Below are 21,787 nucleotides of genomic sequence, written 5' to 3' on the forward strand. Positions count from 1 at the left end.
GTGTGCCAGCGGGACCGGCACGGCGCCGACGTCAGGCCCCATTGGTGCCGAACGCGCCAATCAAATTAGGACAGCGATGCTGGTCGGCTTCCCCCGGCAATTTGCCGCTAGGCTTAGGCTAACACGTCTTTGGAGTCCAGCATTCTTCCTCCTTCCTCAATGGGCGCCGCTTTCTCGGGCGATCCGCCAAGATTGGCAGCGGAAAGGCGACGTCATTTGCCCTAAGTTGTAGGCCGGTTTCCGACGGCTGGCAGAGAGCCTTTGAGGAGCCAATCCCTCTGCCGGTTGGTGGTCAGCTCCTCACGCTTCGCGATGCCGCCACCTGCATCACGAAGCTGTCGAAAGCCGAACATGACGCGGCGGAATGGCGCGATGCTATCGACGATGATGATGGGACGCCGTCCGTCAACCGGCGCTGCGGACCCGATCTTCCTCCTGCGTTTGATCCTTGCGCGGCAGTGCCAGCCGATTCCAGACGTCCACGAGCGCTGCAGCCAGCTGATCGACTAGGAGCCTGTCCAGTTAGCTCCGGGAAGGCGGGCTAATGATAGCGGCTCATGCGACCCTCGCCAGCTTGACGAGGTTGTGAGCGGTGCAGATCAGGGCCCATTCGGCCTTCACTTTGTCGATGCCGCGCAGCAGGAATTGCCTGAACCCTCTTGCCTGTTTGATCTGTCCGAAGACGGGTTCGACGATCTGCTTACGCAAGCGGTAGCGACTTCGGTAGCCGGCGCGCTTGAGCTTGGTGCTCATCCTGGCGATCAGCGATCCGGCTCTTGAAGCCGTTTTCGCAGTGGCGGACGGGGTGCCGTGCTTCTGCCTCCCGGTGGCGATGTAGCCCTCGATGCGCCGCCGCTTGATCGTGCGAAGATTGGCGGCGGAGCAGTAGCCGGCGTCGGCCGACACTTCGTCGGGATTGGTCCCCAAATTGGCCCTGATCCCGTCGAGCAACGGCGCCAGTTGCGCCTGATCGCTGGAGGAACCGGTCAGCGTCTGCGCCACGATGATCTGATGGGCACCATCGACCGCGGCCTGGGCGTTGTAGCCCTGGATGTAACCGTCCTTGGTCTTCAGGATGCGGCTCTCCGGGTCGGTGAAATTGCGTTGCGCCTTGCCGTCGGGCTCGGTTTTCGTCGGCGTCTTGCCGCTCTTCTTGCGGCCTTCGGCGACGCGACGCTCCTCGGCCTCGGCCCGCGCCTTGCTCTCCGCCTCGGCTGCAGCCTTGGCTTCGGCCTCCAGCGCGGCCTTGGCCTCGCGTATCTTCTCAAGCCGCTTCTGCTTGTCGGCCACCCAATCGGGCATTTCGTCGCCGCGCTGGTCGCCGTAGCGCTGGTCCTCCTCCGCATCGGCGGCCTCGGCGGCCTTGAGCCAGCGATCGACCTCCGCTTCAAGCTCCGCTTCCCGCTTCTTCATGCGATCGTAGCTCATCGCCTTGTGCTTGGACGCGTTCGCCTTGATCTTGGTGCCGTCGAGCGCAACGTGCCCGAGCTTCACCAACCCGGCCTTCTCGGCGAGCTTCAGCACCTGCACAAACAGGTCGGCCAGCGCCTTAAGGTGCCGCCGCCGGAACTCCGAGATCGTGCGGAAGTCCGGCGGGTCGCCGGCCACGATCATCATGAAATCCGCCCGCTCCACCGTCGCCTTGGCGATCCGCCGCGACGAGTAGATGCCGCTCGCATAGCCGTGCAGAAGCAGCGCCGTCATCATCCGCGGATCAAACGGCGGCTGACCCAGCCCACTCCGGTAGCTGCCGAGGAGCGCCGATAGATCAAGGCTTTCCCTGACCAGCGACACGATCAACCGCGAAACGTGATCTTGCGGCACATAATCCTGCACGCGCGGCGGCAGAAGCTGGGCCTCATCGATCTTCCAGGGGCGAAATTCCTTGCTCATCGCTATGTAAGGAATCAGACTCGCACCCTCTTGACCAGTCACTACTCAGACAGGCTCCTAGGCCTCGGATTTTGGTCGCGGCTGATGCGCCGAGGTTCAACGCTGAGAGAGCCCAACCCCCGGGCCGGGCTTTTGCAGCAGCTATCGGGGCATGCGCGGCTTGCCGCGCTAGAGGTTCGGCACCGCTTCCGACGCAATCGCCGTCAGCCCGCCGAAGCGGCGTTCGCGGCGATGGAAGGAGGCGAGCGCATCGGCGAGATCGTCTGCATCGAATTCGGGCCACATCCGCTCGGTGAAGTGCAACTCGGCATAGGCGCCCTCCCAGAGCAGGAAGTCCGACAGCCGCTTCTCGCCCGAGGTGCGGATGATCAGATCGACGTCGCGCAGGCCGGCCTCGCCGGTGATGAGATCGGCGAAAGTCTCGCGGCTGAGCTCGCCGACGCTGGCCGCGCGTACCGCCGCGTTCAGGATCGCATCGCGCGCCGAATAGTCGATCGCGATGCGCAGATGCAGCGTCGTGCCAGTGGCAGTCGCGGCCTCAGCGCGCGCGATGGCGCTGGCGATGCCGTCGGGCAGCCGGTCACGCCGACCGATCACGGTGAGGCGAACGCCGTTGCGCACCAGCGCTGCGACCTCGTTGGCGAGATAGAACCGCAGCAGCGCCATCAGCGCGGCGACTTCGGCCTTGGGACGGCGCCAATTGTCGCTCGAGAAGGCGTAGAGCGTCAGCGTTCCGACGCCCTGGTCCGGCGCGGTCTCGACCACGCGGCGGATGGCTTCCACCCCCGCCTCGTGTCCGCGCAGCCGCGACAGGCCGCGCCGCGTCGCCCAGCGGCCGTTGCCATCCATGATGATGCCGACATGCAGCCGGGCGGCTGGTTCCAGCTTGAGCGCGACGTTACTTTGCATCACAAAGTCTCCAGGCAAAAATGGGAATGGTCAGACCGTCTGGATACCGAGGCGACGAGGGGCGCCTTCGTCGGGACCCGCGGCTTTGGCGGCATCGCGCACCAGCTGTTCGAGCACGGCGAGATAGTCGAGGAAACGGCGGCGACCGGACTTGGTCAGGCGGCAGGTGGTGTGCGGGCGGTTGCCCTCATAGCCCTTGATGACGTCGACCAGGCCGGCCTCCTGCAGCACCTGCAGATGCCGGCTGAGATTGCCGTCGGTGAGGCGGCAAAGCTGCTTGAGATCGGCAAAGGCGAGCCCCTTCGGGTGCGCCATCAGCGAGGTCAGGAGGCCGAGCCGCGCCTTCTCGTGAATGACGCGGTCGAGGCCGTCATAGGCGAATGGCGCGCTGGCCGCGTCAGTCTTCGACATCAGTCTCTCCGGAGGCGAAATAAAGCAGCGCCGCGAGCACGAGCTGGCCGATTGCAAACGGCAGCCCCATCGTCCAGGGCGACAGCGCGTGGGTCTGACTTGCGATCAGAAGCACCGTGAAGCCCGACAGGAAATACCAGGCGCCGCCGAGCGCAATTGAGCGCGGCAGCGAACGAACCGAGGCGAACACGCCGAGACTGACGAGGACTTGCCACAGGCCGGGCAGCATCCACAGCGTCTCGGGCGCGAATTTCCATTGCAGGATCGCGAGCAGCACGCCGGCGATGGCAGCGGGAAGGAACTGCTCGATCGCCTGCTGGATCATCGCGTCCGCGAGGCCGGAGTGATGCCGCCGCGACCGCGCCTGCATCTCGATCCAGATCAGCACGGCAGAAACCAGCGCCGCGGCCGCCCAGCCGGCGAGGAACGTAATCGGATGCGAGGTGGGATCGTCGAGCCAGAGATGCTGGGCGAGTGCGGTGATGAGCGCAATACCGCTGGTGGCGGCAACAGTGGCGGGACCATAGCCGCGGAATGCAGTTCCCGCCGCAATCTGGCTACGAATCGCGAGGATATCTGCCAAGGCCTTGTCGAGGTCGCGCATCGGTTCACCCGAACTTTGTATCGCAAAGTATATGGATTGCCAAGTAAAGGCAAGCTGGATCGCAACAGCGCGTCCATCAACATGTTTAACGGTTGGTTACTGCAAGAATGAGGCAGACCGCCTCATGCCTTCACCAGGCTGGCAAACCCGCCATAGACCATCCGCTTGGCGTCAAACGGCGCAGTCTTTGGATCCATCGACGCCAGGCGAGGATCCGCCATCACCCTGGCGTTGATCTTGTCGCGCTGCGCGCGCGACTTGTAGGTAATCCAGGCGAAGACCACGGTCTCGCCGGCCTTTAGTTTCACGCTTTGCGGAAACGACGTCAGCTTGCCCGGCTTGACGTCGTCGGCGACCCACTCGCGATAATCGAGCGCCCCGTATCCGCGCCAGATCTTGCCGGCCTTCTTCGACAGTTGCGCATAGGCCTTGAGCTTCTTCTTCGGCACGGCGACGATGAATCCATCGACGTAAGGCATTTCGGCGTTTCCTGCTGTGTGGTTGCACCATCATTGCGAGCGCCAGCGAAGCAATCCATCCTTCCATGGGCCGAAGAATGGATTGCTTCGTCGCTTGCGCTCCTCGCAATGACGGCGCGTGACGCGCGGCGCATCAACTATGACAGCAGGATGCCTGAACCGGTGACGGTTGATACTGGTCACGTAGCCGCACCCAATCCATCGGATAGGGCAATCCCTCCTCGTGACGCCCAAGCGGCGTCAGGTCGAGATAGTGATAGGCGGCGTTCATCATGTCGAGGCCGCGCGCGAAGGTGGAATAGGTGTGGAACACGTCGCCGGTCTCGTCGCGATAGAACACGCTGATCCCAGGCACCTCATCTCCGTAGGGCGGCGTGGTTCCGAAGTTGTATTGAGCCTCGCCTCTGTCCATTTGCTCGCGGGTAAACGAGACGCCGTAGTCGTAATTGAAGTCGTTTTTCCCCGACGAGACCCAGTCGAAGGTCCAGCCCATCCGCTTCTTGAAGGCCTCGAGCTTGGCGAGCGGCGCGCGCGAGATCGCGACCATCGTGGTGTCGCGCGCGGCAAGGTGCGGCACCATGCGCTCGAAGCCGTCGACCCAGAACGAGCAGCTCTTGCAGGCTGCATCCCATTCGGGAGCAAACATCACATGCTGTACCACGAGCTGTGGCCTGCCCTTGAACAGATCGCCGAGCGTGACCTCGCCGTTCGGCCCGTCGAAAACATAGTTCTTGTCGATCTTGACCCAGGGCAGCTCGCGCCGCTCCCGGCTGAGCACTTCGCGCGCCCGTGTCAGCTCCTTCTCGCGGGCCATGAGGGCCTTACGGGCTTCGATCCATTCGTTGCGGGAGACGATCTTGTGCTGATGCATCGGATGCTCCTTTGTTTGCTTTCAGGCGTCGACGAAGTTTTGCAGATTGCCAAGAAATTCGGTCCAGCCGCGCTGATGATTGTCGCGCGCCGTCTCATCGACGAACTGCGCGTGATGGAAGGTGAGCAGCGTGCCGCCGGCATCGGGCCTGATCGAGATCGTCACAACGGACTCGCGCTCCGGCGTCGAATGCCAGGCCCAGCTGAACACCAGCCGCTCGTTCGGCACCACCTCGCGATAGACGCCGCCGACCTCGTGATATTCGCCGTTCGACCCGGTGAAGCTGATGCGGTAGCGCCCGCCGACGCGGACATCGAGATCCGCGCGTGTCGTGCCGGGCTTGACCTGCCCCGGCCCGAACCATTGCACTAGGTTTTCCGGCTCGGTCCACGCGGCGTACACCTTTTCCGGCCGCGCGCGGAGACGTCGGGTAAGGGTGAGGCTTGGGCGCGCGGCGAGGCCGGCGTCGGCGACGACTGCGGATTTGTTGGCCATGGGTCGTTCTCCACAAAGGCGGCAAGGCGGTCGAGGTTATCGGACCAGAACTGCGCATAGCGATTGAGCCAGTTCATCGCCTGCTCCATCGGCCGTGCGGTGAGCCGGCACGCCACCGTGCGGCCGGTCTTTTCGCGCGCGATCAGACCGGCATCCGAGAGCACATCGAGATGCTTCATGATCGCGGGCAGCGACATCGCAAACGGCTGGGCCAATTCGCTCACCGACAGGGTTTCCCGCTCGCCGAGCCTGGCCAGCAGGGCCCGGCGGGTCGGATCCGAAAGCGCCGCGAAGGTGCGGTCCAGCGTTTCGTCCTGATGCTTAACCATATGGTTTAGTATAGCTGCATAGGGCGCGGCGTCAAGGCCTCGGCTTCACGATCGCGTCAAACGCGCCGGATCGTGGCAGCATCCACGTCAGGAATCGTCAGCGGCATGCCGCGCGCCGCACGTTCGCGCGGCCCCGTGATCACGTCACAACCGCATGTCAGTACGGACGAGCGTGCCGGCGATAATACCGGCGCGGCTCCGGCGGCTCGCGAAACAGGAAGCGCGGATTTTCCCCGCAATAAAGATAACGGCCGGACACGCTCGCGAGGCACTGCTCGTAGGTCCGGTAAGCGCATTCGCCGGGATAGCCCAGGCTCGGGCCCTGCGCACACCACGGATAGTCGTAAGGATCGGCAGAAGCAGGACTGCTGCTTGCGATACCGGTGAGCATCACTGCTCCTGCCACGAGCATTGCCAATCGCGATGCACGCATGATCCAACCTCCTCTCACGCGCCGCAAGAGATAGCGCGACGCACCGGATTAAGGTTCCTTTATGCCGATTTATTCCACTGCTGGCCAGCGCGAGCACGCTGCATCGGTTCGCAGCTCCGCCATGACGCAGGGGAATGCCGAGCCCGCGGTGCGGCAGGACTCGGCCCGATGGAAACAGCGACGCGTCAGCCGGGTCGTTGTGCGGCTCGCAAAGCGCCTACTCGACCTTCAAACCGGCAAACTGAACCACCTTCTGCCACTTGTCGGTCTCGGCCTTGATGTCGTTGCCGAAGGCTTCCGGCGTCTGGATCAAGGGGTCGCCGCCGAGCTCGACCAGGCGCTTCTTCATCTCGGGCTCGGCGAGAACGGCGTTGATCTCGCTGTTGAGCTTGGCGATGTATTCCTTCGGTGTGTTCTTCGGCGCCCCCATGCCGAACAGCGCACTCGCTTCATAACCCTTTACCGTCTCGGCGATCGCCTGCACGTCGGGCAGTTGCGACGAACGCTCTGCCGTCGTCACGCCGAGCGCGCGCAGCGCGCCGGAACGGATGTGCTGGATGATCGAGGGCATGTTGTCGAAGATCACCTGCACCTGACCGCCCAGCATGTCGGTGATCGCAGGCGCGGCACCGCGATAGGGCACGTGCTGCATCTTGCAGCCGGTCATCGACACGAACATCTCGCCGGAGAGATGCACCGACGTGCCGTTGCCGGAGGAGGCCATGTTGACCTTGCCGGGGTTGGCCTTCACATAATCGATGAACTCGGCAACGTTCTTGGCGGGGACGTCCTTGTTGACCGTCATCACGTTCGGCACGCGGTTGAAGGATGCAATCGGCGCGATGTCGCGCACGAAGTTGAACTTCAGGTTCGCGTACAGCGAGGCGTTGATGTAGTTCGCCGGATTGACCAGAAACACGGTATAGCCGTCAGGCTCGGCGTTGATCGCGGCTTCGGTGCCGATGTTGTTGCCGGCGCCCGGCTTGTTCTCGATCACGAACTGCTGCCCGAGCTTCTCCGACAGCCGCTGCCCGATCAGACGCGCGATGATGTCGGTAGCGCCGCCCGGCGGATAGCCGACGATCCAGCGCACCGGCCGCGCCGGATAATCGGCTGCGGATGCACGGCCGATCGCAAATGTCGAAATTCCCGACCCGATCAGGCCCAGCGCGGCGCGGCGTGAAATCATGAAGTTTTCTCCCGATACGACAGGGTTTGGCTCCCTGCCCGTTTCTGTTGAATTGCGTGCGCCGAGGTTTTAACAAACAATGTCTGATGCGGCCAGTGCGACACATATGCAGGCGACCGCGACAAAAGACTAGGCCGAAAGGATCGATCATGTCGGTCAAGGTGAATGCGCTGGACCATCTCGTGATCAACGTCACGGATGTCGTCCGTTCGGTTGCCTGGTACAGCAGGATCCTCGGCATGGAGGTGAAGGTGTTCGATCCCGGCAAGGGCAAGACGCCGCGCACCTCGCTGGTGTTCGGCAACCAGAAGATCAATGTGCGGCCGCGCGATGCCGACAAGGTCGAGTGGTTCACCGCCGATCACGCGACGGTGGGCAGCGACGACCTCTGCTTCCTCACCACGAGCACGCCCGAGGAGGTGGTCGCGCATCTCAAGGCCAGTGGCGTCAGGATCGAGGAAGGTCCGGTGGCCAAGCAGGGCGCGCGCGGCACGCTGCGCTCGGTCTATTGCCGCGACCCGGACGGCAGCCTGATCGAGATCTCGTCGTATGAGGACTGACGCGGCTTGACCTCTCCACGTCATTGCGAGGAGCGAAGCGACGAAGCAATCCATACTTCCGGTGAGGAGGTATGGATTGCTTCGCGGAGCCTGTCATCGGGCGCGCATTCGCGCGACCCGTTGGCTCGCAATGACGGGAACGAGGGACGCCCGCAATCCCGATTTGCGCGCCACCTCTTCCGATGGCAGAAAGACCCCGACAACAAGCAAGCAGCCACTGAAGCTGCGCGGGAGGACACATGACCAATTCGAAGCCAGCGCCAGGCATCGTGGGACCGTTCGCAGGGCTAGACGTGCCATGGCTGCTGAAGATGCGCGCCGAGGTGCGCCGCGATCACCCGTTCCTGATCTGGGCCCCGTTCGACGCGCCGGCGCGGCGCTGGAGCTACGGCGAATTCCATGAGCGTGTCGGCGCGCTGGCCGCCGGCCTCGCCAAACGTGGCATCAGGCAGGGCGACTATGTCCTGATTCATCTCGACAATTGCATCGAGGCCGTTCTGTCGTGGTTCGCCTGCGTCGAGCTCGGCGCCATCGCCGTCACCACCAACACCCGCTCGGCAGCCGCCGAGATAGAGTATTTCGCGGGCCATTGCGGCGCGGTCGCAGCCATCACCCAGCCGGCCTATGCCGAACTGGTCGCCGCCAACAGCAAGAGCCTGCGCTGGATCGCCGTGATCGCGCACGACGCGGGGCAACCGCCCGCGCAGGCGCCCGCACGCGGCGACAGCTTTGAATCGCTGTTTGCCGACAGCGCCGACCGGCCGCGACGCCCGACCGATCCGCTGGCGCCGTGCAGCGTGCAATACACCTCCGGCACGACGTCGCGGCCGAAGGCCGTGCTGTGGACGCATGCCAACGCGCTGTGGGGCGCCAAGATCAACGCGGCGCATCAGGACCTGCACGCAGCAGACGTGCACCAGACCTATCTGCCGCTGTTCCACACCAATGCACTGGCCTATTCGATGCTGTCGACACTGTGGGTCGGCGGCTCCTGCGTGATCCAGCCGCGCTTCTCGGCCAGCCGCTTCTGGCCGGTGGCACTGGAGCACGGCTGCACCTGGACCTCGACGATCCCGTTCTGCATGAAGGCGCTGCTCGAGCACGAGATCCCGAAGAATCACAAGTTCCGGCTCTGGGGCACCGCGGTGAACGAGCCGCCGCCATTCGCCGTGTTCGGCGTCAAGATCATCGGCTGGTGGGGCATGACCGAGACCATCACCCACGGCATCATCGGCGAGGTCGACCAGCCCAACACGCCGATGTCGATCGGCCGCGCTGCACCCGAATACGAGATCCGCATCGTCAATGACGACGGCACGCCGACCGCCGTCGGCGAGACCGGCAACCTGCTGATCAGGGGCATTCCCGGCCTGTCGCTGTTCACCGAATACCTGCACAACGAGAAGGCCACGCGCGACAGCTTCGACGAGCACGGCTATTTCATCACCGGCGACCGAGTCACCCTGCTCGACCGCGGCTACATCAAGTTCGGCGACCGCGCCAAGGACATGCTCAAGGTCGGCGGCGAGAATGTCGCGGCGTCCGAGATCGAGCAGGTGATCGCCGTGGTGCCGGGCGTGCGCGAGGCCGCGGTCGTGGCGAAGAAGCATCCAATGCTGGACGAGGTGCCGGTCGTCTTCATCATCCCGCAGGCCGGCGTCGCCGCATTGCCGGCCGACCTGCACGACAAGGTCATGGCCGCCTGCCGTTCGGGACTCGCCGACTTCAAAGTGCCCAGGGAAATCCGCTTCGTCGACGAGATGCCGCGCTCGACGCTGGAGAAAGTCGCGAAGGCGGAGCTGCGGAAGATGCTGGAGTAGCCGCCTCCGTCATTACGAGCGAAGCGAAGCAATCCATGGTTCAGCGCATGCGGGACGACGGATTGCTTCGTCGCTTCGCCCCTCGCAATGACGTGAAATCTCAATTTACCTCGAACCGTATCGGCAGCTTCTTCGGCCCATTCACAAAATAGGCCTGCGTCATCTTCACCTCGCCATCGAGCGAGAGCGACTTCAGCCGCGGCAGCAGCTCCTCGAACAGGATGCGCATCTCGAGCTTTGCCAGATACTGGCCGAGACAGAGATGCGCGCCGTAACCGAAGGCGACGTGGCGGTTGGGCTTGCGGTCGCTGCGGAAGCGATAGGGATCCTCGAACACCTCCTCGTCGCGATTGCCCGAGGCGTAGCACAACATCAGCCAGTCGCCCTTCGCGATTCTGCGGCCGCCCAGCTCGGTGTCCGCGGTCGCCGAGCGCATGAAATGCTTGACCGGCGTCATCCAGCGGATCGCCTCGTCGACCAAGCCCGGGATCAATTCCGGATTGGCTTTGACCTTGGCAAACTCGGCCGGATCTTCCGCCAGCGCCCAGACCGCGCCAGCGGTCGAGGACGAGGTGGTGTCGTGGCCCGCGGTCGCGACGATCATGTAATAGCTGGTCGCGTCGTGCTCGGGCATGTAGTCGCCACCGATCTTCGCGTTGGCGATCACGGTGGCGAGATCGTCGCGCGGGTTGCGGCGACGATCCTCGGTGATCTTGCGGAAATAGGCGGAGAAGTCGCCGACCACCGCCTGCATCATCATCGAAAACTGCTCCGCGCTCAGCGCCTCCCGGCTGCGCGCCGTGTCGGGATCCTGCGGGCCGAACAGCTCCTGCGTCAGCTTGAGCATCCGCGGCTCATCCGCCTCGGGCACGCCGAGGATCTCCATGATGACATGCAAGGGATAGCCGAGCGCGACGTCCGCGACGAAATCGCAGGCGCCGCCCTTGGCCAGCATGCGCTGCACCGTGGCCCGCGCAATCTCGCGGACGCGCCCTTCGAACTTGCCGAGATTGGCCGGCATGAACCAGCCCTGCGTCAGCGCGCGGTACTTCGGATGGTCGGGCGCGTCCATCTGCACCAGCGAGCGCACCAGATTGGGGCCGCCGGTGATCTTGCGGACCCGCTCCTCGACCGCCTGATTTGTCAGCGTCGTCGGGCGGTCGGCATTGTGGAACAGCTCGTTCTGCCGGCTGATCGCCTGGATATGCGCGTGCTTGGTGACGACCCAGAACGGATCGAACCGGTCCGGCTGGGCAATGCCGAGCGGATTGTTGGCGCGCAGCCAGCGATAGCTGTCATGGATCCGGTGATCGGCATAGGCGACGGGATCGACGAGGGTCGCCGCGATGTCGGCGGGAATGTCGAGACTTCCGGTTGCTGTCGTATTCATGGGTCGCCCTCGCCGGTGGCCGCCTGTCAGGGACGCCGATCTTCACCGACATCTAGGCGGCGGCAAGGCCAGGGACTTGCGTTGAATGGCCGGAGCGCGATCCGGAAAGTGTTAAGCGGTTTTCCCTCGCGACAAACGCGGAACGCGTTTGCGCGGAGATCATGCTCAAACAAGGAGCTAAAGCGCGATGACGATTCAACGCAATCTCATCGCGCTTTAGCGCCAGGCCGTCGTTCCGGGGCGACGGCGGATCGCTTAGTAATGCCCGAACGCCACTGGGCGGAACGCCTGCAACAATTGCTGATCGAGCTTGCCGCCCATCTCCTCCATCATGGAGAACGCCTTGGCGTGGGTGAATTGTAGCCGGTAGGCGCGCTTCTCCACCAGCGCGGCATAGACATCGACGATCGTGGTGACGCGAACGATGTCGCTGATCTGGTCGCCGCTGAGGCCGTTGGGATAACCGGTGCCATCGAGGAATTCGTGATGGTGCAGGATCACGTCGAGCATTTCCGGCGGGAAGCCGCCTTGCGCGGCCAGCGCCTCGTAACCTCGGCGCGGATGCTCGCGCATCTCCGCCATTTCCTCGACCGTCAGCGCGCCGGGCTTGTCGAGCAGCGCCACCGGAATGAAGGCCTTGCCGACATCGTGCAGCAGGGCGGCACGGGCAAGCCGCCGCTGATCGTCCTCGCGCATGTCGAGATGCTGGGCGAACGCCACCGCAAAGCCGGTCACGAACAGGCAGTGACGGTAGGTCTCCTGGTGATGGCAGCCGACGGCGGTCAGCCATTCGCGCAGCGAGTTGTGCTTTATCGCCTTGAGGATCTTGCTTTCGGCGGCGACGATGTCGTCGAATTTCAGCGGCTCGCCGGCGCGCATCCGCTCGAAGATCTTGACCATCACCCCGTGCGCCGCCTCGACGCCGCGGTTGAGCGCCTTGCCGCGGTCGGTCTCGTCGTAGCCGCTGTTATCGGGGAATGCGGCGCGGATGCGCTGCAGAATGCCGCGCGCATCGAACGGCCGCGAGATCGTGTCGGTGGCGCCGAGCGCCCAGGCCTGCATCGAGGCGTGGTGCAGCGCGTCTGCCAGCACGAACAGCCGCGGCATCTCGCGATAGGCCTCGCCCTGCAGCTTGGCGCGCACGAGCTGCACGCTCTCCGGTGAGCGGAGGTTGATGTCGACCACGATGCCGGAGAGATCGCCGGCCGGGCGCTCGGGAATTTCCGAGGTCGGGATAGTATCGACCTCTCCTACCGACCGCAGGATGCTGGCGAGTTCGTTGCTCTGATCGCTTCGATCAGACGCCAGCAGCAAACGGCGCTTCGAAGTCTTGTTGGCTAAGGCAGTCATGGATTCCCCGTCGCGGTAACGACCGACGGCCAAGGCTACCCGACGAGATATTCCCTCCGACTTAATGGGGATGCTGAACGGTGATTGAGCGCAATGGCTACAATTTGAAGGACCACATCATCCGGCAACAGAATCAGCGCGGGCGCACAAGGAAAATCCGCCGAGAAGGTTCTCGGCGGATTTTCTTTTTTGGGTGGCTGACGAGCCTTATGCCTTCATCGCCGCCTTCACCGCCTCCGCGGAGATCGGCAGGCCGCGGACGCGGGCACCGACCGCGTTGAAGACGGCGTTGCCGATCGCCGGCGCCACCACCGTCACCGCGGGCTCGCCGACGCCGGTCGCCCTTTCACCATTGGCGATGACGTTGACTGCGACTTCGGGCAGCTGACTCATCCGCAGCGGCGTGTAGCTGTCGAAGTTGGTCTGTTCGATGCCGCCGTCCTTCAACGTCGCCTTCTCGAACAGCGCAAGCGACATGCCCCACAGCGCCGCGCCCTCGACCTGGGCACGGATGCCGTCGGGATTCACCTGCGTGCCGACGTCGGTTGCGACCGTCAGCTTCTTCACCGTCACCTCGCCCGACGGCGCCACCGCGACGTGGGCGACGCAGGCGGTCCAGCTGGCGGTGGCGCGTTCCTGCGACGACACGCAGGCCACGCCCATGCCTTCACCCTTCGGCAGCTTCTTGGTGCCGTAGCCGGCAAGGCCCATCGCGGCGAGCAGCGTGTTACGCAACCGCTGCGCGCCGCCATCGTTCTTGCCCTTGCCGTCGAGCAGTTCGACCCGGAACAGGGCCGGATCCTTGCCGGTCGCATGCGCGATCTCGTCGATCATGCTTTCGACCGCCCAGAAGGTCCAACCCGGGGCCACCGAGCGAAGCTGACCGGACGGGGTGGCGTTGTGCGCCATCTCGTTCTTGATCGCCCGCACATAGTGGTTGGGCACGGTGTAGAAGAAGTCCGCGCCATTGACCGTGAAGGCGTCGAGCGGCCCCTTCTTATCGACCGAAGGCGACAGGAAATCGGGGATTCCCCACCGCGCGGTCGGCCAGGCCGAGACCACGTCGTGGCTGAGCGCGACGAGCTTGCCATCGCCGTCCATGCCGGCCTTGATCTTCTGGTAGGTGAGCGGACGCGAGAAATCCATCGTCATGTCGTTCTCGCGCGAGTAGATCACCTTGACCGGCTTGCCGACGGCCTTCGCCGCCTGCACCGCGGGCACCATCATGTCAGCGTCGAGACGCCGGCCGAAGCCGCCGCCCAGCCACATCTGGTGCATCACGACATATTTCGGATCGATCCCCGCCGCGCCCGCGGCGATCGCCCCGGTGCGTGTCGCGAACTGGTTGCCGGAATAGACGTGCAGGATGTCGCCCTTGAACTCGGCCGTCGCGTTCATGGGCTCCATCGGACAGTGGATATTGATGTTGGTGGTGTATTCCGCCTCCATCACCTTGGCCGCCGAGCCGAACACTGCATCCGGATCCCCGTCCTTGACGAAGAACTGGCCGGAATCGCTGAGGCCCTGCAGCCGCTTGGCTTCGGTCAGCAACGACTCGCTCGACAGCTTCGCGTTCGGACCGCCGTCATAGTCGATCTTGAGCGCTGCCGCCGCCTTGCGGGCATTGGCGTAGGTGTGGGCCACCGCGACCACCCAGCCGGTCGTCGTGCCGGTCTTGTCGTCGATCGTGACGGCCTTGATGAAGCCCGGCACCTTCTTGGCCGCGGAGTCGTCGACCGACTTCACGGTGGCACCGTAGCGGACCGGCGGCGTGACCAGGGCGCCATAGACCATGCCAGGCAGCATGACGTCGATGCCGTACTTCGCGGTGCCGTTGGTCTTGTAGGGGATGTCAATCTGCGGCACCGAGACGCCGATCATCGTGTACTGCTCCGGCGATTTCAGCTTGATCGCCTTGAGGTCGTCAGCCGTGAAGGTCTTGGTCGCCTTGCCGCTCTTGACCACGTCGGCAAACGACATCGACTTCTTCGACTTCGGATGGCTGATCACGGAATCGCGGACCACCAGTTCGCCGGCCGGCGCGCCCATCGCGCTTGCTGCGGCTTCGGTCAATGCGATGCGGCCCGCCGCGCCGGCGCGGCTCATCGCATCGAAGTTCATCATCGTCGACCAGCTACCGCCGGTGATCTGCGCGCCCAGCACGGGATCGTTGAACTTGGGATCATTGGAGGCGAGCTGGACCCGCATGTCCTTCCAGTTCGCGCCGAGCTCCTCGGCCACGATCTGCGCCATAGTCGAGGCGATGTGCTGGCCCATGTCGGCCTTGCCGCAGGTCACGGTGACGAGACCGTCGTGACCGATCGCGTACCAGACGGTCGGCTCGAAATGGGCGGGCGCCGCGGCAAGGGCCTGATCGATGCCGGGAACGGCGGCATAGCCGAGCACGAGGCCGGTTGCCGCGGTGCCGACCAGGAAGGAACGGCGGCTGAGGTCGGCGGATGTGCCTTGCGGAATTTTCACGTGGCTATTCATGTGGGCCTCCGGTCGCTTCCGGTGGCCGACGCGGTGCGCATCTCGGATGCTGCGCGCATGATCGCCTTCTGGATTCGTGAGTAGGTCATGCAACGGCAGAGATTGCCGTCCATATGCGCGACCACTTCATCCTTCGTCGGGTTGGAGTTCTTCGACAGCAAGGCTGCCGCCTGCATGATCTGGCCGGATTGGCAGTAACCGCATTGCGGGACCTGCTCGGCGATCCAGGCTTTCTGCAAGGGGTGATCGCCCTTGGCGGAGAGCCCTTCGATGGTGACGATCTTCTTGCCCACGGCGTCGGCGACGGAGGTCTGGCAGGACCGCACCGCTTCGCCGTTGAGGTGGACCGTGCAGGCGCCACAGAGACCCGCGCCGCAACCGAACTTGGTGCCGGTCATCTGCAATTGCTCGCGGATGACCCATAGCAGCGGCGTGTCGTGTGCCGCCTCGACGGACATATTCCGTCCGTTGATATTGAGATTAGGCATCTCTCTCCCCTTCCGGTGCATGAAGCCGCTTACGGCGGCAACTCACTTTTTGGGTCGTGGCTGGCGCCCACCGGGTCAGCGACAGTTGCCGTGACAATGATCCGGTTACCGTCGGGAGGCAATTCAATTTGGAACTGTTCGAAGAGAATAGTTTTTTGAAGCGAACGATTGTGCGATGCGGCACAGATCTGTCACCGCGATGTCAATGACAGACCAGTTTGCCGGCATCCTCTGCCGTCTGCGTATTTCTCAACGGCGAATGGATCGCGTTAGGATCGGGCTGCCTTGGGAAATCGGGAAGCCAACATGCCAAAGCTCAATCGCGACGGGGTCAACATCCACTACGAGGTCTACGGTAGCGGCCCGCCGCTCATCCTCACCCACGGCTATTCGTCAACCTCGGCGATGTGGCAGGGCCAGATCGAGGCATTGTCGAAACACCACAAGCTGGTGTTGTGGGACATGCGCGGCCACGGCCTGTCAGACTATCCCGACGATCCCGCAAGCTACAGCGAGGCCCTGACGGTCGGCGACATCGCTGGTCTGCTCGATGCCGTCGACGCCGACAAGGCGATCGTCGGCGGCCTGTCGCTCGGCGGCTACATGTCGCTTGCCTTCCATCGCGCTCACCCGGAGCGGGTGCGGGCGCTCCTGATCATCGACACCGGCCCGGGCTTCAAGAAGGACGATGCGCGCGAGGTCTGGAACAAGCGCGCCCGCGACACCGGCGACCGGTTTGAGCGCGAGGGGCTTGAGGTGCTGAAGTCGCTGAGCCCTGAGCGCTCGTCCGTGACGCATCGCAATGCCAAGGGTCTGGCGCTCGCCGCGCGCGGCATGCTGGCGCAACGCGATGCGCGGGTGATCGAATCCCTGCCCGACATCAAAGTGCCGTCGCTGGTCGTGGTCGGCGCCGACGATACGCCGTTCCTGGCCGCCTCCGACTACATGGCGGCGAAAATTCCGGGCGCGCGCAAGGTGGTGGTCCCGAACGCCGGCCACGCCGTCAACATCGATCAGCCGCAGGCCTTCATCGAAGCCGTGCTGCCGTTCCTGGACGGCCTTAAAGCTGACGCGCCGGGAAAGGCTGCATCGTGAAGGCGATCTTCGTTGCCTTGCTGCTGGCAGCCGGCGGCACGGCCGCCAGCGCTCAGAAGCTGCCGTCGTTCGGCGGCTCGGCCACGCCCTCGTTCGCCGCAACACTGTCGAACAACACGCCGCTGGTGTTCGGTATGGGCCTCGACGAGGCACGGCGGGCGCTCGGCACACCCTTCACCCATGTCAGCGGGCCGCCCGGCGAGGAAGTCTTCCTGGCCTTTCGCGATATCGGCGGCAGTGGGCTGTTTCCACACCACGACCGTCTCTATCTGCAATTCCGCAAGGGGCGGCTTGCCGGCTGGAAGGGTGACTGGGGCGAGAACTGGATGTGGCGATAGCGCGCCACGCATCGCCAATCCCTAACCGAACAAGGACAACCCATGGGACAAGATATCAAGCTCAAGGCTTCGGATGGTTTTGCACTCGGCGCCTATCGTGCCGATCCCGCCGATGCGCCCAAGGGCGCCATCGTCGTGATCCAGGAGATCTTCGGCGTCAACCATCACATCCGCTCGGTCTGCGACCGGCTGGCGAAGGAAGGTTATGTCGCCGTGGCGCCGTCGATCTTCGATCGCATCGAGCCGAACTTCCAGAGCGGCTATTCGCCGGACGAAATCGCCAACGCGCGGAAGTTCGTCGCCAATCCGGACTGGGCCGCCATGCTGCGCGACACCCAGGCCGCGATCGACGCGGTGAAATCCGTGGGCCCGGTCGGCATCATCGGCTTCTGTCTCGGCGGCAGCGTCACCTATGCGGCCGCGACCAAGCTGTCCGGGCTCTCCGCTGCGGTCGGTTATTATGGCGGCGCCATCGTCCGCTTTGCCGACGACAAGCCGGCCGTGCCGACGCAATTGCATTTCGGCGAGAAGGACGCCGGCATTCCCCTGAGCGACGTCGAGACCATCAAGTCGAAGCGGCCCGAGGTCGAGATCTTCATCTATCCCGGTGCGCAGCACGGCTTCCATTGCAACGAGCGTGCAAGCTACGACAAGGCAAGTGCCGACATCGCCTGGCCGCGCAGCATGGCGTTCTTCGCGAAGCATTTGCGCTGAGTGTTATGCCGGGCGAAAGCGCGAAGCGCGTCTTCACACAGAAGACCCGGCAATCCATCTTCTCGGAAGACTTTCGGCGGATGGATGCGCGGGTCAAGCCCGCGCATGACGAGTCGTGATCAGAACCAGCGCTCGTTGACGAACACGGTGTCGCCGGGGCCGATCGGGGTGCCGAGCGGCACCACGAACCGGCCGGAGCCGGACGCGTCGGTATGTGTCAAGGTGACGCTGTCGCGCTTGGCGCGGGGCGAGAAGCCGCCGGCGATCGCGACCGCGCTCTCCACGGTCATGTTGGGCACGTAGGGATATTGGCCGGGGGCGGCGACTTCGCCCAGGATGAAGAACGGGCGATAGGCCTCGATCTCGACCGCCACCGAAGGCTCGCGGATAAAGCCGTTGCGCAGCCGGCCAGTGATCTCGGCGGCGAGCCCGGCCGGGGTGCGGCCGCGTGCCGGCACCGTGCCGATCAGCGGCATCGTGATCGCACCGGCGGCGTCGATCGCATAGGTGTTGGTGAGGCCTTCCTGGCCGTAGACCACGACGCGCAGCCTGTCGCCTGCATCGAGATGATAAGCGTTGTCGTAGCGGGCTGGCCCTGATGGCGCGGAGTAGACGACCGGGGCGGCGGCCGGCGCGACATAGCCGCGAGGGGAACTTGCAAAGGCCGCGCGCATCGCGCTGATGGCGCCGCCACCGCTCGCATCCGCGACCGGAGCCTGCGCATAGGTCTGTCCATAGGCGACGGAATCGAGACTCCCTTGCGGGCCGACGGCCACCGGGCCGGACGTGCTCATGCAGCCCGACAGCGCGAGCGCCGTCGTGACGGCAGTGATCGGCAATCGTAACGCGTGCACAACCTGCACCGGACCATCCCCCACAGCGAGACAGCCCCAGTCTTGCACCGGTTATGGTTAACAAAGGGTTTTCGGGCAAGATCGAACGGAGAAACGGGAAGCCGAACCCGGCCTCCCGTTGATTCAAAGTGCGATCAGGCGGTGACACCGACGCCGATCGGGCAGGACACGCCGGTGCCGCCGAGCCCGCAATAGCCCGCCGGATTCTTGGCAAGATATTGCTGATGGTAGTCCTCGGCGAAGTAGAACTCGCCGGCCGGCGCGATCTCGGTGGTGATGGCGCCGAGGCCCTTGGCGGCGAGCGCCTTCTGATACATCGCGCTGGATGCTTCCGCGGTTTTGCGCTGCGCATCGCTGAAGGTGTAGATCGCGGAGCGATACTGCGTGCCGATGTCGTTGCCCTGCCGCATGCCCTGGGTCGGGTTGTGGTTCTCCCAGAATGTTTTCAGAAGCTTCTCGTAGGACATCTTCGTCGGATCGAACACCACAAGCACCACTTCGGTGTGACCGGTCCGACCGGAGCAGACCTCTTCATAGGTCGGGTTCGGCGTGTGGCCCCCGGCATAGCCGACGGCGGTGGTGTAGATGCCGTCGCCAAGCTCCCAGAACTTGCGCTCCGCGCCCCAGAAGCAACCGAGCCCGAACACGGCCTGCTCGAGGCCTTGCGGATAAGGCGGCTTCAACTTGCTGCCATTGACGAAATGGGTTGTGGCGGTCGGGATCGGCGTCGCGCGGCCCGGCAGCGCCTCGGCGGCGCTCGGCAACGCAGTGGTCTTGCGCATGAACAACATGGATCACCTCCAGGCAGAACATCGGCCGACGCGGCGAGGGCCTGCGGGCCGGCTGCCGATTATACGATTATATAAGTCCTTACGCTGGCGATGGCAGCCCCGTTACCCGGCGGCTGGCGGCGGCGATGGCGGCTCAGTCCCGCGTGTAACCGATCAGCGGCTTGCGGGGCCGGAACAGAACCATCAAGAGAATGCCGGCAATGCCGAGCACCGCGAATACCGGCTGGTCGAGGACGACCCTGATCACGCCGTTCCAGAGCCACGGCGCGTGGCTTTCCACCCAGACGCGGAACGCCTGCTGGCTGGACTGGTGGATGTCATTCCAGAACTGGCCGAACCGGGTGAACCGCAGGCTCTGGTCGGCGACGTAGCGGGCGCCGTCATAGACCAGGAAGATGAATCCGCCGGCCAGCAGCACGAGGCCGATGAGACGGAAAAAACCGCGGATCATGCGTCACCCCAATTTCCCTGTCGCGCCCCGAGCGTCGTCAGGCCTTACCGGGCGCCTCCCGGAAATTCAACCTCTTCAGGACCTTATCCGGGCATCGCAAGCCCAATTTCGGGCCCTTTTTGGGCCCGGAAAGCGTTGACGCTGGGGGCTGCGACATCTATAAGACCGGCCGATGGCGGCGGGCGCAATCCTGCCGCCGCTGTTCTTTGGACAGTGCCGCATGTGGGGGGAGCGTTCCGCTCCCTGGCATGGCCGCCTCAAGAACACCCTTGGACAATACACCCGAGTAGAGATTTGAACCGGCCGGTGCGCGCGAGCCCGACCACCGAGCGATCACCGCCGAAGGACAGTTGAGACCATGGCCAATACCACTTCCGCCAAGAAGGCGACCCGCAAGATTGCCCGCCGCACCATCGTCAACAAGTCGCGTCGCACGCAGATGCGTGGCGCGGTTCGCACCGTCGAGGAGGCGATCAAGCGCGGCGACCGCGATGCAGCGTTGAAGGCGATGACGCGCGCCGAGCCCGAACTGATGAAGGCCGCGCAGAAGAACATCATTCACAAGAACAACGCGAGCCGGAAGGTGTCGCGTTTGTCGCACCAGATCGCGAAGCTCGCTGCGAAGTGAGCTGACCAAAAAACACATCTCTCACGAAGCCCGGCTCGCGCCGGGCTTTTTGTTTGTGTGCGTAGAGTAGTTTCGTCACGCAAGAAGGATTGTGCTGCTGCGCAACCGAGCGCGCGTTGTGTTTCGTCGCATCCGTATTTTTACAGGTGCATTTGCTCGACGCGTTAAGCCTAAGCGCAATCTTCTCACGCTACGCAAGGTAGATGGAATGGCGCGCGACATCCGCTTCGAAAAACTGCGGGACGGGAGTTACCCTGTAAAAGTAATCGTGAAAAATCACGCTTCGCGAATTACTTATGCACATAGTGCTGAGGAGCGATTGGAAAATCGACCACCGCGAGAGCGAATGTAAATTTTCTATGAAAATTTTTTAGTATTACACCGCCGTCTGTGACACGCGCGATTCTGCGCGCGGATTCAAAAACTTGCTTTCGCAGTTTCGCATTTGCAGCTCCGCAACAGTCGCGAAGAGTCTTGGTCTCCGTCGAATCCACGGATTGTCAGGAAATCCGCTTGGTGTATTTGTTTGTTGTCCGCGACGCCCACGGCTCTCCAGATCAGCGCGGTTTGAGACCCAAGGGCGGACGTGCAAATCGGCGGCGGTGTGCGCGTTAGCGACGCTCTCCAAGCGAAGCTAGATTGACAACTCATAGCGATATGAGGACGGTCGACCTGTGTCAAAATTCCTCCGGCGAGGCAGCGGGATTTCCCGGACACCTCGAACAAGAGAGACCAGGAAAGATCGTCAGAGTCTGGCAGCTGGAACGCGAAGCGAGCGGACGGGTTGACGAGGAAGATACGCGGCGGCGCAGCGCCGGGCATTTCGGTGTTCGGTAGCGGCAACTGAATTTGAAGACACCAGCAAGCTGATAGCTTGCCGTGATACGTCGCGGCGGGAGGGGGAGGGGTTATGATTTACGGGATCATCACTGCAGTCGACAACGCGACCGCTGGAGTGCAGATTTCCAATGGTGTCGTAATCAACCCCTCGGACTCCGGCTCTGGCTCGCAGAGACCGTCGAGTACGCGCTGACCTCGCGAGACGCTTCTTCTCCAAACAGCTGATCTGACAGGTGACGCATTGTCGTCACACGGGAGGTCTTTGTCTGGAGCAGACAGCACCCGCTAGAGGTCGCGCCGTCGCAGGAAGCTGCGCGGCGCTTTCGCAACAAACATCTCTCAGACTTGGAAGTACGAAGGCA

The 21,787-nt window shown here is 63.7% G+C and carries 24 protein-coding genes; 7 read left to right on the top strand and 17 right to left on the bottom strand.

Annotation, left to right across the window (positions count from 1 at the left end):
- Nucleotides 1-351: 351 nt before the first annotated feature.
- Entirely contained in the window at nucleotides 352-510 is a 159-nt protein-coding gene (locus MTX19_RS39065) for a hypothetical protein (RefSeq protein ID WP_280981906.1), read from the top strand.
- Between the two features lie 45 nt (nucleotides 511-555).
- Here the strand turns inward: MTX19_RS39065 and MTX19_RS39070 are convergent, their stop codons facing one another.
- From MTX19_RS39070 to MTX19_RS39115, 10 genes are all read right to left on the bottom strand, one after another.
- A complete protein-coding gene (locus tag MTX19_RS39070) occupies nucleotides 556-1,893 on the bottom strand; it encodes an IS1182 family transposase (RefSeq protein WP_280979491.1) in 1,338 nt (445 codons plus the stop codon).
- A 168-nt stretch (nucleotides 1,894-2,061) separates the two neighbouring features.
- The gene (locus MTX19_RS39075; protein ID WP_280981907.1) at nucleotides 2,062-2,802 is read right to left on the bottom strand and encodes a di-trans,poly-cis-decaprenylcistransferase; all 741 of its coding nucleotides are present in this window, start codon (nucleotides 2,800-2,802) and stop codon (nucleotides 2,062-2,064) included.
- Nucleotides 2,803-2,832: 30 nt separating this feature from the next.
- On the bottom strand, nucleotides 2,833-3,213 hold the full coding sequence (locus tag MTX19_RS39080; protein ID WP_280974582.1) for a transcriptional regulator: 381 nt from the start codon (nucleotides 3,211-3,213) through the stop codon (nucleotides 2,833-2,835).
- Nucleotides 3,200-3,817, bottom strand: coding sequence for a hypothetical protein (locus MTX19_RS39085; RefSeq protein WP_280981908.1), 618 nt, complete (start codon nucleotides 3,815-3,817; stop codon nucleotides 3,200-3,202). The genes MTX19_RS39080 and MTX19_RS39085 overlap by 14 nt, the downstream gene beginning before the upstream one ends.
- A 122-nt stretch (nucleotides 3,818-3,939) precedes the next feature.
- Nucleotides 3,940-4,296: a DUF1428 domain-containing protein gene (locus tag MTX19_RS39090; RefSeq protein ID WP_280981909.1), complete on the bottom strand. Its 357-nt coding sequence runs from the start codon at nucleotides 4,294-4,296 to the stop codon at nucleotides 3,940-3,942.
- A gap of 133 nt (nucleotides 4,297-4,429) precedes the next feature.
- Complete coding sequence (locus MTX19_RS39095; RefSeq protein ID WP_280981910.1) at nucleotides 4,430-5,167, bottom strand: thioredoxin family protein; 738 nt, start codon at nucleotides 5,165-5,167, stop codon at nucleotides 4,430-4,432.
- Nucleotides 5,168-5,188: 21 nt separating this feature from the next.
- Complete coding sequence (locus MTX19_RS39100; protein ID WP_280981911.1) at nucleotides 5,189-5,569, bottom strand: SRPBCC domain-containing protein; 381 nt, start codon at nucleotides 5,567-5,569, stop codon at nucleotides 5,189-5,191.
- A complete protein-coding gene (locus MTX19_RS39105; RefSeq protein WP_280981912.1) occupies nucleotides 5,536-5,991 on the bottom strand; it encodes a metalloregulator ArsR/SmtB family transcription factor in 456 nt (151 codons plus the stop codon). Before MTX19_RS39105 ends, MTX19_RS39100 begins: the two co-directional genes overlap by 34 nt.
- A 157-nt stretch (nucleotides 5,992-6,148) precedes the next feature.
- Nucleotides 6,149-6,424, bottom strand: a complete 276-nt coding sequence (locus MTX19_RS39110; protein ID WP_280985781.1) for a DUF3551 domain-containing protein — start codon at nucleotides 6,422-6,424, stop codon at nucleotides 6,149-6,151.
- 217 nt (nucleotides 6,425-6,641) lie between these two features.
- A complete protein-coding gene (locus MTX19_RS39115) occupies nucleotides 6,642-7,613 on the bottom strand; it encodes a tripartite tricarboxylate transporter substrate binding protein (protein WP_280981913.1) in 972 nt (323 codons plus the stop codon).
- 149 nt (nucleotides 7,614-7,762) lie between these two features.
- On the opposite strand from MTX19_RS39115, the gene MTX19_RS39120 reads away from it, so the two are divergent.
- Together MTX19_RS39120 and MTX19_RS39125 are read left to right on the top strand one after the other, a co-directional pair.
- Nucleotides 7,763-8,173, top strand: coding sequence for a VOC family protein (locus MTX19_RS39120; protein ID WP_280981914.1), 411 nt, complete (start codon nucleotides 7,763-7,765; stop codon nucleotides 8,171-8,173).
- A 239-nt stretch (nucleotides 8,174-8,412) separates the two neighbouring features.
- The gene (locus MTX19_RS39125; RefSeq protein WP_280981915.1) at nucleotides 8,413-9,993 is read left to right on the top strand and encodes an AMP-binding protein; all 1,581 of its coding nucleotides are present in this window, start codon (nucleotides 8,413-8,415) and stop codon (nucleotides 9,991-9,993) included.
- Between the two features lie 100 nt (nucleotides 9,994-10,093).
- On the opposite strand, the gene MTX19_RS39130 is transcribed toward MTX19_RS39125, so the two are convergent.
- The 4 genes from MTX19_RS39130 to MTX19_RS39145 all read right to left on the bottom strand — a co-directional run bounded on the left by MTX19_RS39130 (nucleotide 10,094) and on the right by MTX19_RS39145 (nucleotide 15,714).
- Complete coding sequence (locus MTX19_RS39130) at nucleotides 10,094-11,383, bottom strand: cytochrome P450 (protein WP_280981916.1); 1,290 nt, start codon at nucleotides 11,381-11,383, stop codon at nucleotides 10,094-10,096.
- A 255-nt stretch (nucleotides 11,384-11,638) separates the two neighbouring features.
- The gene (locus tag MTX19_RS39135; protein ID WP_280981917.1) at nucleotides 11,639-12,733 is read right to left on the bottom strand and encodes an HD domain-containing phosphohydrolase; all 1,095 of its coding nucleotides are present in this window, start codon (nucleotides 12,731-12,733) and stop codon (nucleotides 11,639-11,641) included.
- Between the two features lie 207 nt (nucleotides 12,734-12,940).
- A complete protein-coding gene (locus tag MTX19_RS39140) occupies nucleotides 12,941-15,226 on the bottom strand; it encodes a molybdopterin cofactor-binding domain-containing protein (protein WP_280981918.1) in 2,286 nt (761 codons plus the stop codon).
- The gene (locus MTX19_RS39145; protein WP_280981919.1) at nucleotides 15,223-15,714 is read right to left on the bottom strand and encodes a (2Fe-2S)-binding protein; all 492 of its coding nucleotides are present in this window, start codon (nucleotides 15,712-15,714) and stop codon (nucleotides 15,223-15,225) included. Before MTX19_RS39145 ends, MTX19_RS39140 begins: the two co-directional genes overlap by 4 nt.
- A gap of 306 nt (nucleotides 15,715-16,020) precedes the next feature.
- Between MTX19_RS39145 and MTX19_RS39150 the strand changes: the two genes are divergently transcribed.
- From MTX19_RS39150 to MTX19_RS39160, 3 genes are read left to right on the top strand one after another with little or no spacing between them, the layout of a single operon-like run.
- Nucleotides 16,021-16,809 (top strand): alpha/beta fold hydrolase, encoded by a 789-nt coding sequence (locus MTX19_RS39150; RefSeq protein WP_280981920.1) that lies wholly within the window; start codon nucleotides 16,021-16,023, stop codon nucleotides 16,807-16,809.
- Nucleotides 16,806-17,147 (top strand): hypothetical protein, encoded by a 342-nt coding sequence (locus tag MTX19_RS39155; RefSeq protein WP_280981921.1) that lies wholly within the window; start codon nucleotides 16,806-16,808, stop codon nucleotides 17,145-17,147. The genes MTX19_RS39150 and MTX19_RS39155 overlap by 4 nt, the downstream gene beginning before the upstream one ends.
- 42 nt (nucleotides 17,148-17,189) lie before the next feature.
- A complete protein-coding gene (locus tag MTX19_RS39160; protein WP_280981922.1) occupies nucleotides 17,190-17,861 on the top strand; it encodes a dienelactone hydrolase family protein in 672 nt (223 codons plus the stop codon).
- A gap of 119 nt (nucleotides 17,862-17,980) precedes the next feature.
- Here the strand turns inward: MTX19_RS39160 and MTX19_RS39165 are convergent, their stop codons facing one another.
- The 3 genes from MTX19_RS39165 to MTX19_RS39175 form a co-directional block, all read right to left on the bottom strand.
- Nucleotides 17,981-18,715, bottom strand: a complete 735-nt coding sequence (locus tag MTX19_RS39165; protein ID WP_280986156.1) for a polysaccharide biosynthesis/export family protein — start codon at nucleotides 18,713-18,715, stop codon at nucleotides 17,981-17,983.
- A 134-nt stretch (nucleotides 18,716-18,849) separates the two neighbouring features.
- Complete coding sequence (gene msrA / locus MTX19_RS39170) at nucleotides 18,850-19,506, bottom strand: peptide-methionine (S)-S-oxide reductase MsrA (protein WP_280981923.1); 657 nt, start codon at nucleotides 19,504-19,506, stop codon at nucleotides 18,850-18,852.
- 133 nt (nucleotides 19,507-19,639) lie between these two features.
- Nucleotides 19,640-19,957, bottom strand: coding sequence for a hypothetical protein (locus MTX19_RS39175; RefSeq protein ID WP_280974600.1), 318 nt, complete (start codon nucleotides 19,955-19,957; stop codon nucleotides 19,640-19,642).
- 358 nt (nucleotides 19,958-20,315) lie between these two features.
- Here MTX19_RS39175 and rpsT point away from each other — a divergent pair, with 358 nt between their 5' ends.
- Entirely contained in the window at nucleotides 20,316-20,585 is a 270-nt protein-coding gene (gene rpsT / locus MTX19_RS39180; protein ID WP_280981924.1) for a 30S ribosomal protein S20, read from the top strand.
- Nucleotides 20,586-21,787 lie beyond the last annotated feature (1,202 nt).

The sequence above is a fragment of the Bradyrhizobium sp. ISRA464 genome (genome assembly GCF_029910095.1).
GTDB lineage: Bacteria > Pseudomonadota > Alphaproteobacteria > Rhizobiales > Xanthobacteraceae > Bradyrhizobium.

Coding starts and splice junctions, on each gene's coding strand:
- MTX19_RS39080 (WP_280974582.1), bottom strand. CDS start 3,213: ATGTCGAAGACTGACGCGGCCAGCGCGCCATTCGCCTATGACGGCCTC.
- MTX19_RS39150 (WP_280981920.1), top strand. CDS start 16,021: ATGCCAAAGCTCAATCGCGACGGGGTCAACATCCACTACGAGGTCTAC.
- MTX19_RS39160 (WP_280981922.1), top strand. CDS start 17,190: ATGGGACAAGATATCAAGCTCAAGGCTTCGGATGGTTTTGCACTCGGC.
- MTX19_RS39070 (WP_280979491.1), bottom strand. CDS start 1,893: ATGAGCAAGGAATTTCGCCCCTGGAAGATCGATGAGGCCCAGCTTCTG.
- MTX19_RS39105 (WP_280981912.1), bottom strand. CDS start 5,991: ATGGTTAAGCATCAGGACGAAACGCTGGACCGCACCTTCGCGGCGCTT.
- MTX19_RS39115 (WP_280981913.1), bottom strand. CDS start 7,613: ATGATTTCACGCCGCGCCGCGCTGGGCCTGATCGGGTCGGGAATTTCG.
- rpsT (WP_280981924.1), top strand. CDS start 20,316: ATGGCCAATACCACTTCCGCCAAGAAGGCGACCCGCAAGATTGCCCGC.
- MTX19_RS39090 (WP_280981909.1), bottom strand. CDS start 4,296: ATGCCTTACGTCGATGGATTCATCGTCGCCGTGCCGAAGAAGAAGCTC.
- MTX19_RS39075 (WP_280981907.1), bottom strand. CDS start 2,802: ATGCAAAGTAACGTCGCGCTCAAGCTGGAACCAGCCGCCCGGCTGCAT.
- MTX19_RS39065 (WP_280981906.1), top strand. CDS start 352: ATGACGCGGCGGAATGGCGCGATGCTATCGACGATGATGATGGGACGC.
- MTX19_RS39085 (WP_280981908.1), bottom strand. CDS start 3,817: ATGCGCGACCTCGACAAGGCCTTGGCAGATATCCTCGCGATTCGTAGC.
- MTX19_RS39145 (WP_280981919.1), bottom strand. CDS start 15,714: ATGCCTAATCTCAATATCAACGGACGGAATATGTCCGTCGAGGCGGCA.
- MTX19_RS39130 (WP_280981916.1), bottom strand. CDS start 11,383: ATGAATACGACAGCAACCGGAAGTCTCGACATTCCCGCCGACATCGCG.
- MTX19_RS39095 (WP_280981910.1), bottom strand. CDS start 5,167: ATGCATCAGCACAAGATCGTCTCCCGCAACGAATGGATCGAAGCCCGT.
- MTX19_RS39120 (WP_280981914.1), top strand. CDS start 7,763: ATGTCGGTCAAGGTGAATGCGCTGGACCATCTCGTGATCAACGTCACG.
- MTX19_RS39135 (WP_280981917.1), bottom strand. CDS start 12,733: ATGACTGCCTTAGCCAACAAGACTTCGAAGCGCCGTTTGCTGCTGGCG.
- MTX19_RS39175 (WP_280974600.1), bottom strand. CDS start 19,957: ATGATCCGCGGTTTTTTCCGTCTCATCGGCCTCGTGCTGCTGGCCGGC.
- MTX19_RS39125 (WP_280981915.1), top strand. CDS start 8,413: ATGACCAATTCGAAGCCAGCGCCAGGCATCGTGGGACCGTTCGCAGGG.
- msrA (WP_280981923.1), bottom strand. CDS start 19,506: ATGTTGTTCATGCGCAAGACCACTGCGTTGCCGAGCGCCGCCGAGGCG.
- MTX19_RS39140 (WP_280981918.1), bottom strand. CDS start 15,226: ATGAATAGCCACGTGAAAATTCCGCAAGGCACATCCGCCGACCTCAGC.
- MTX19_RS39110 (WP_280985781.1), bottom strand. CDS start 6,424: ATGCGTGCATCGCGATTGGCAATGCTCGTGGCAGGAGCAGTGATGCTC.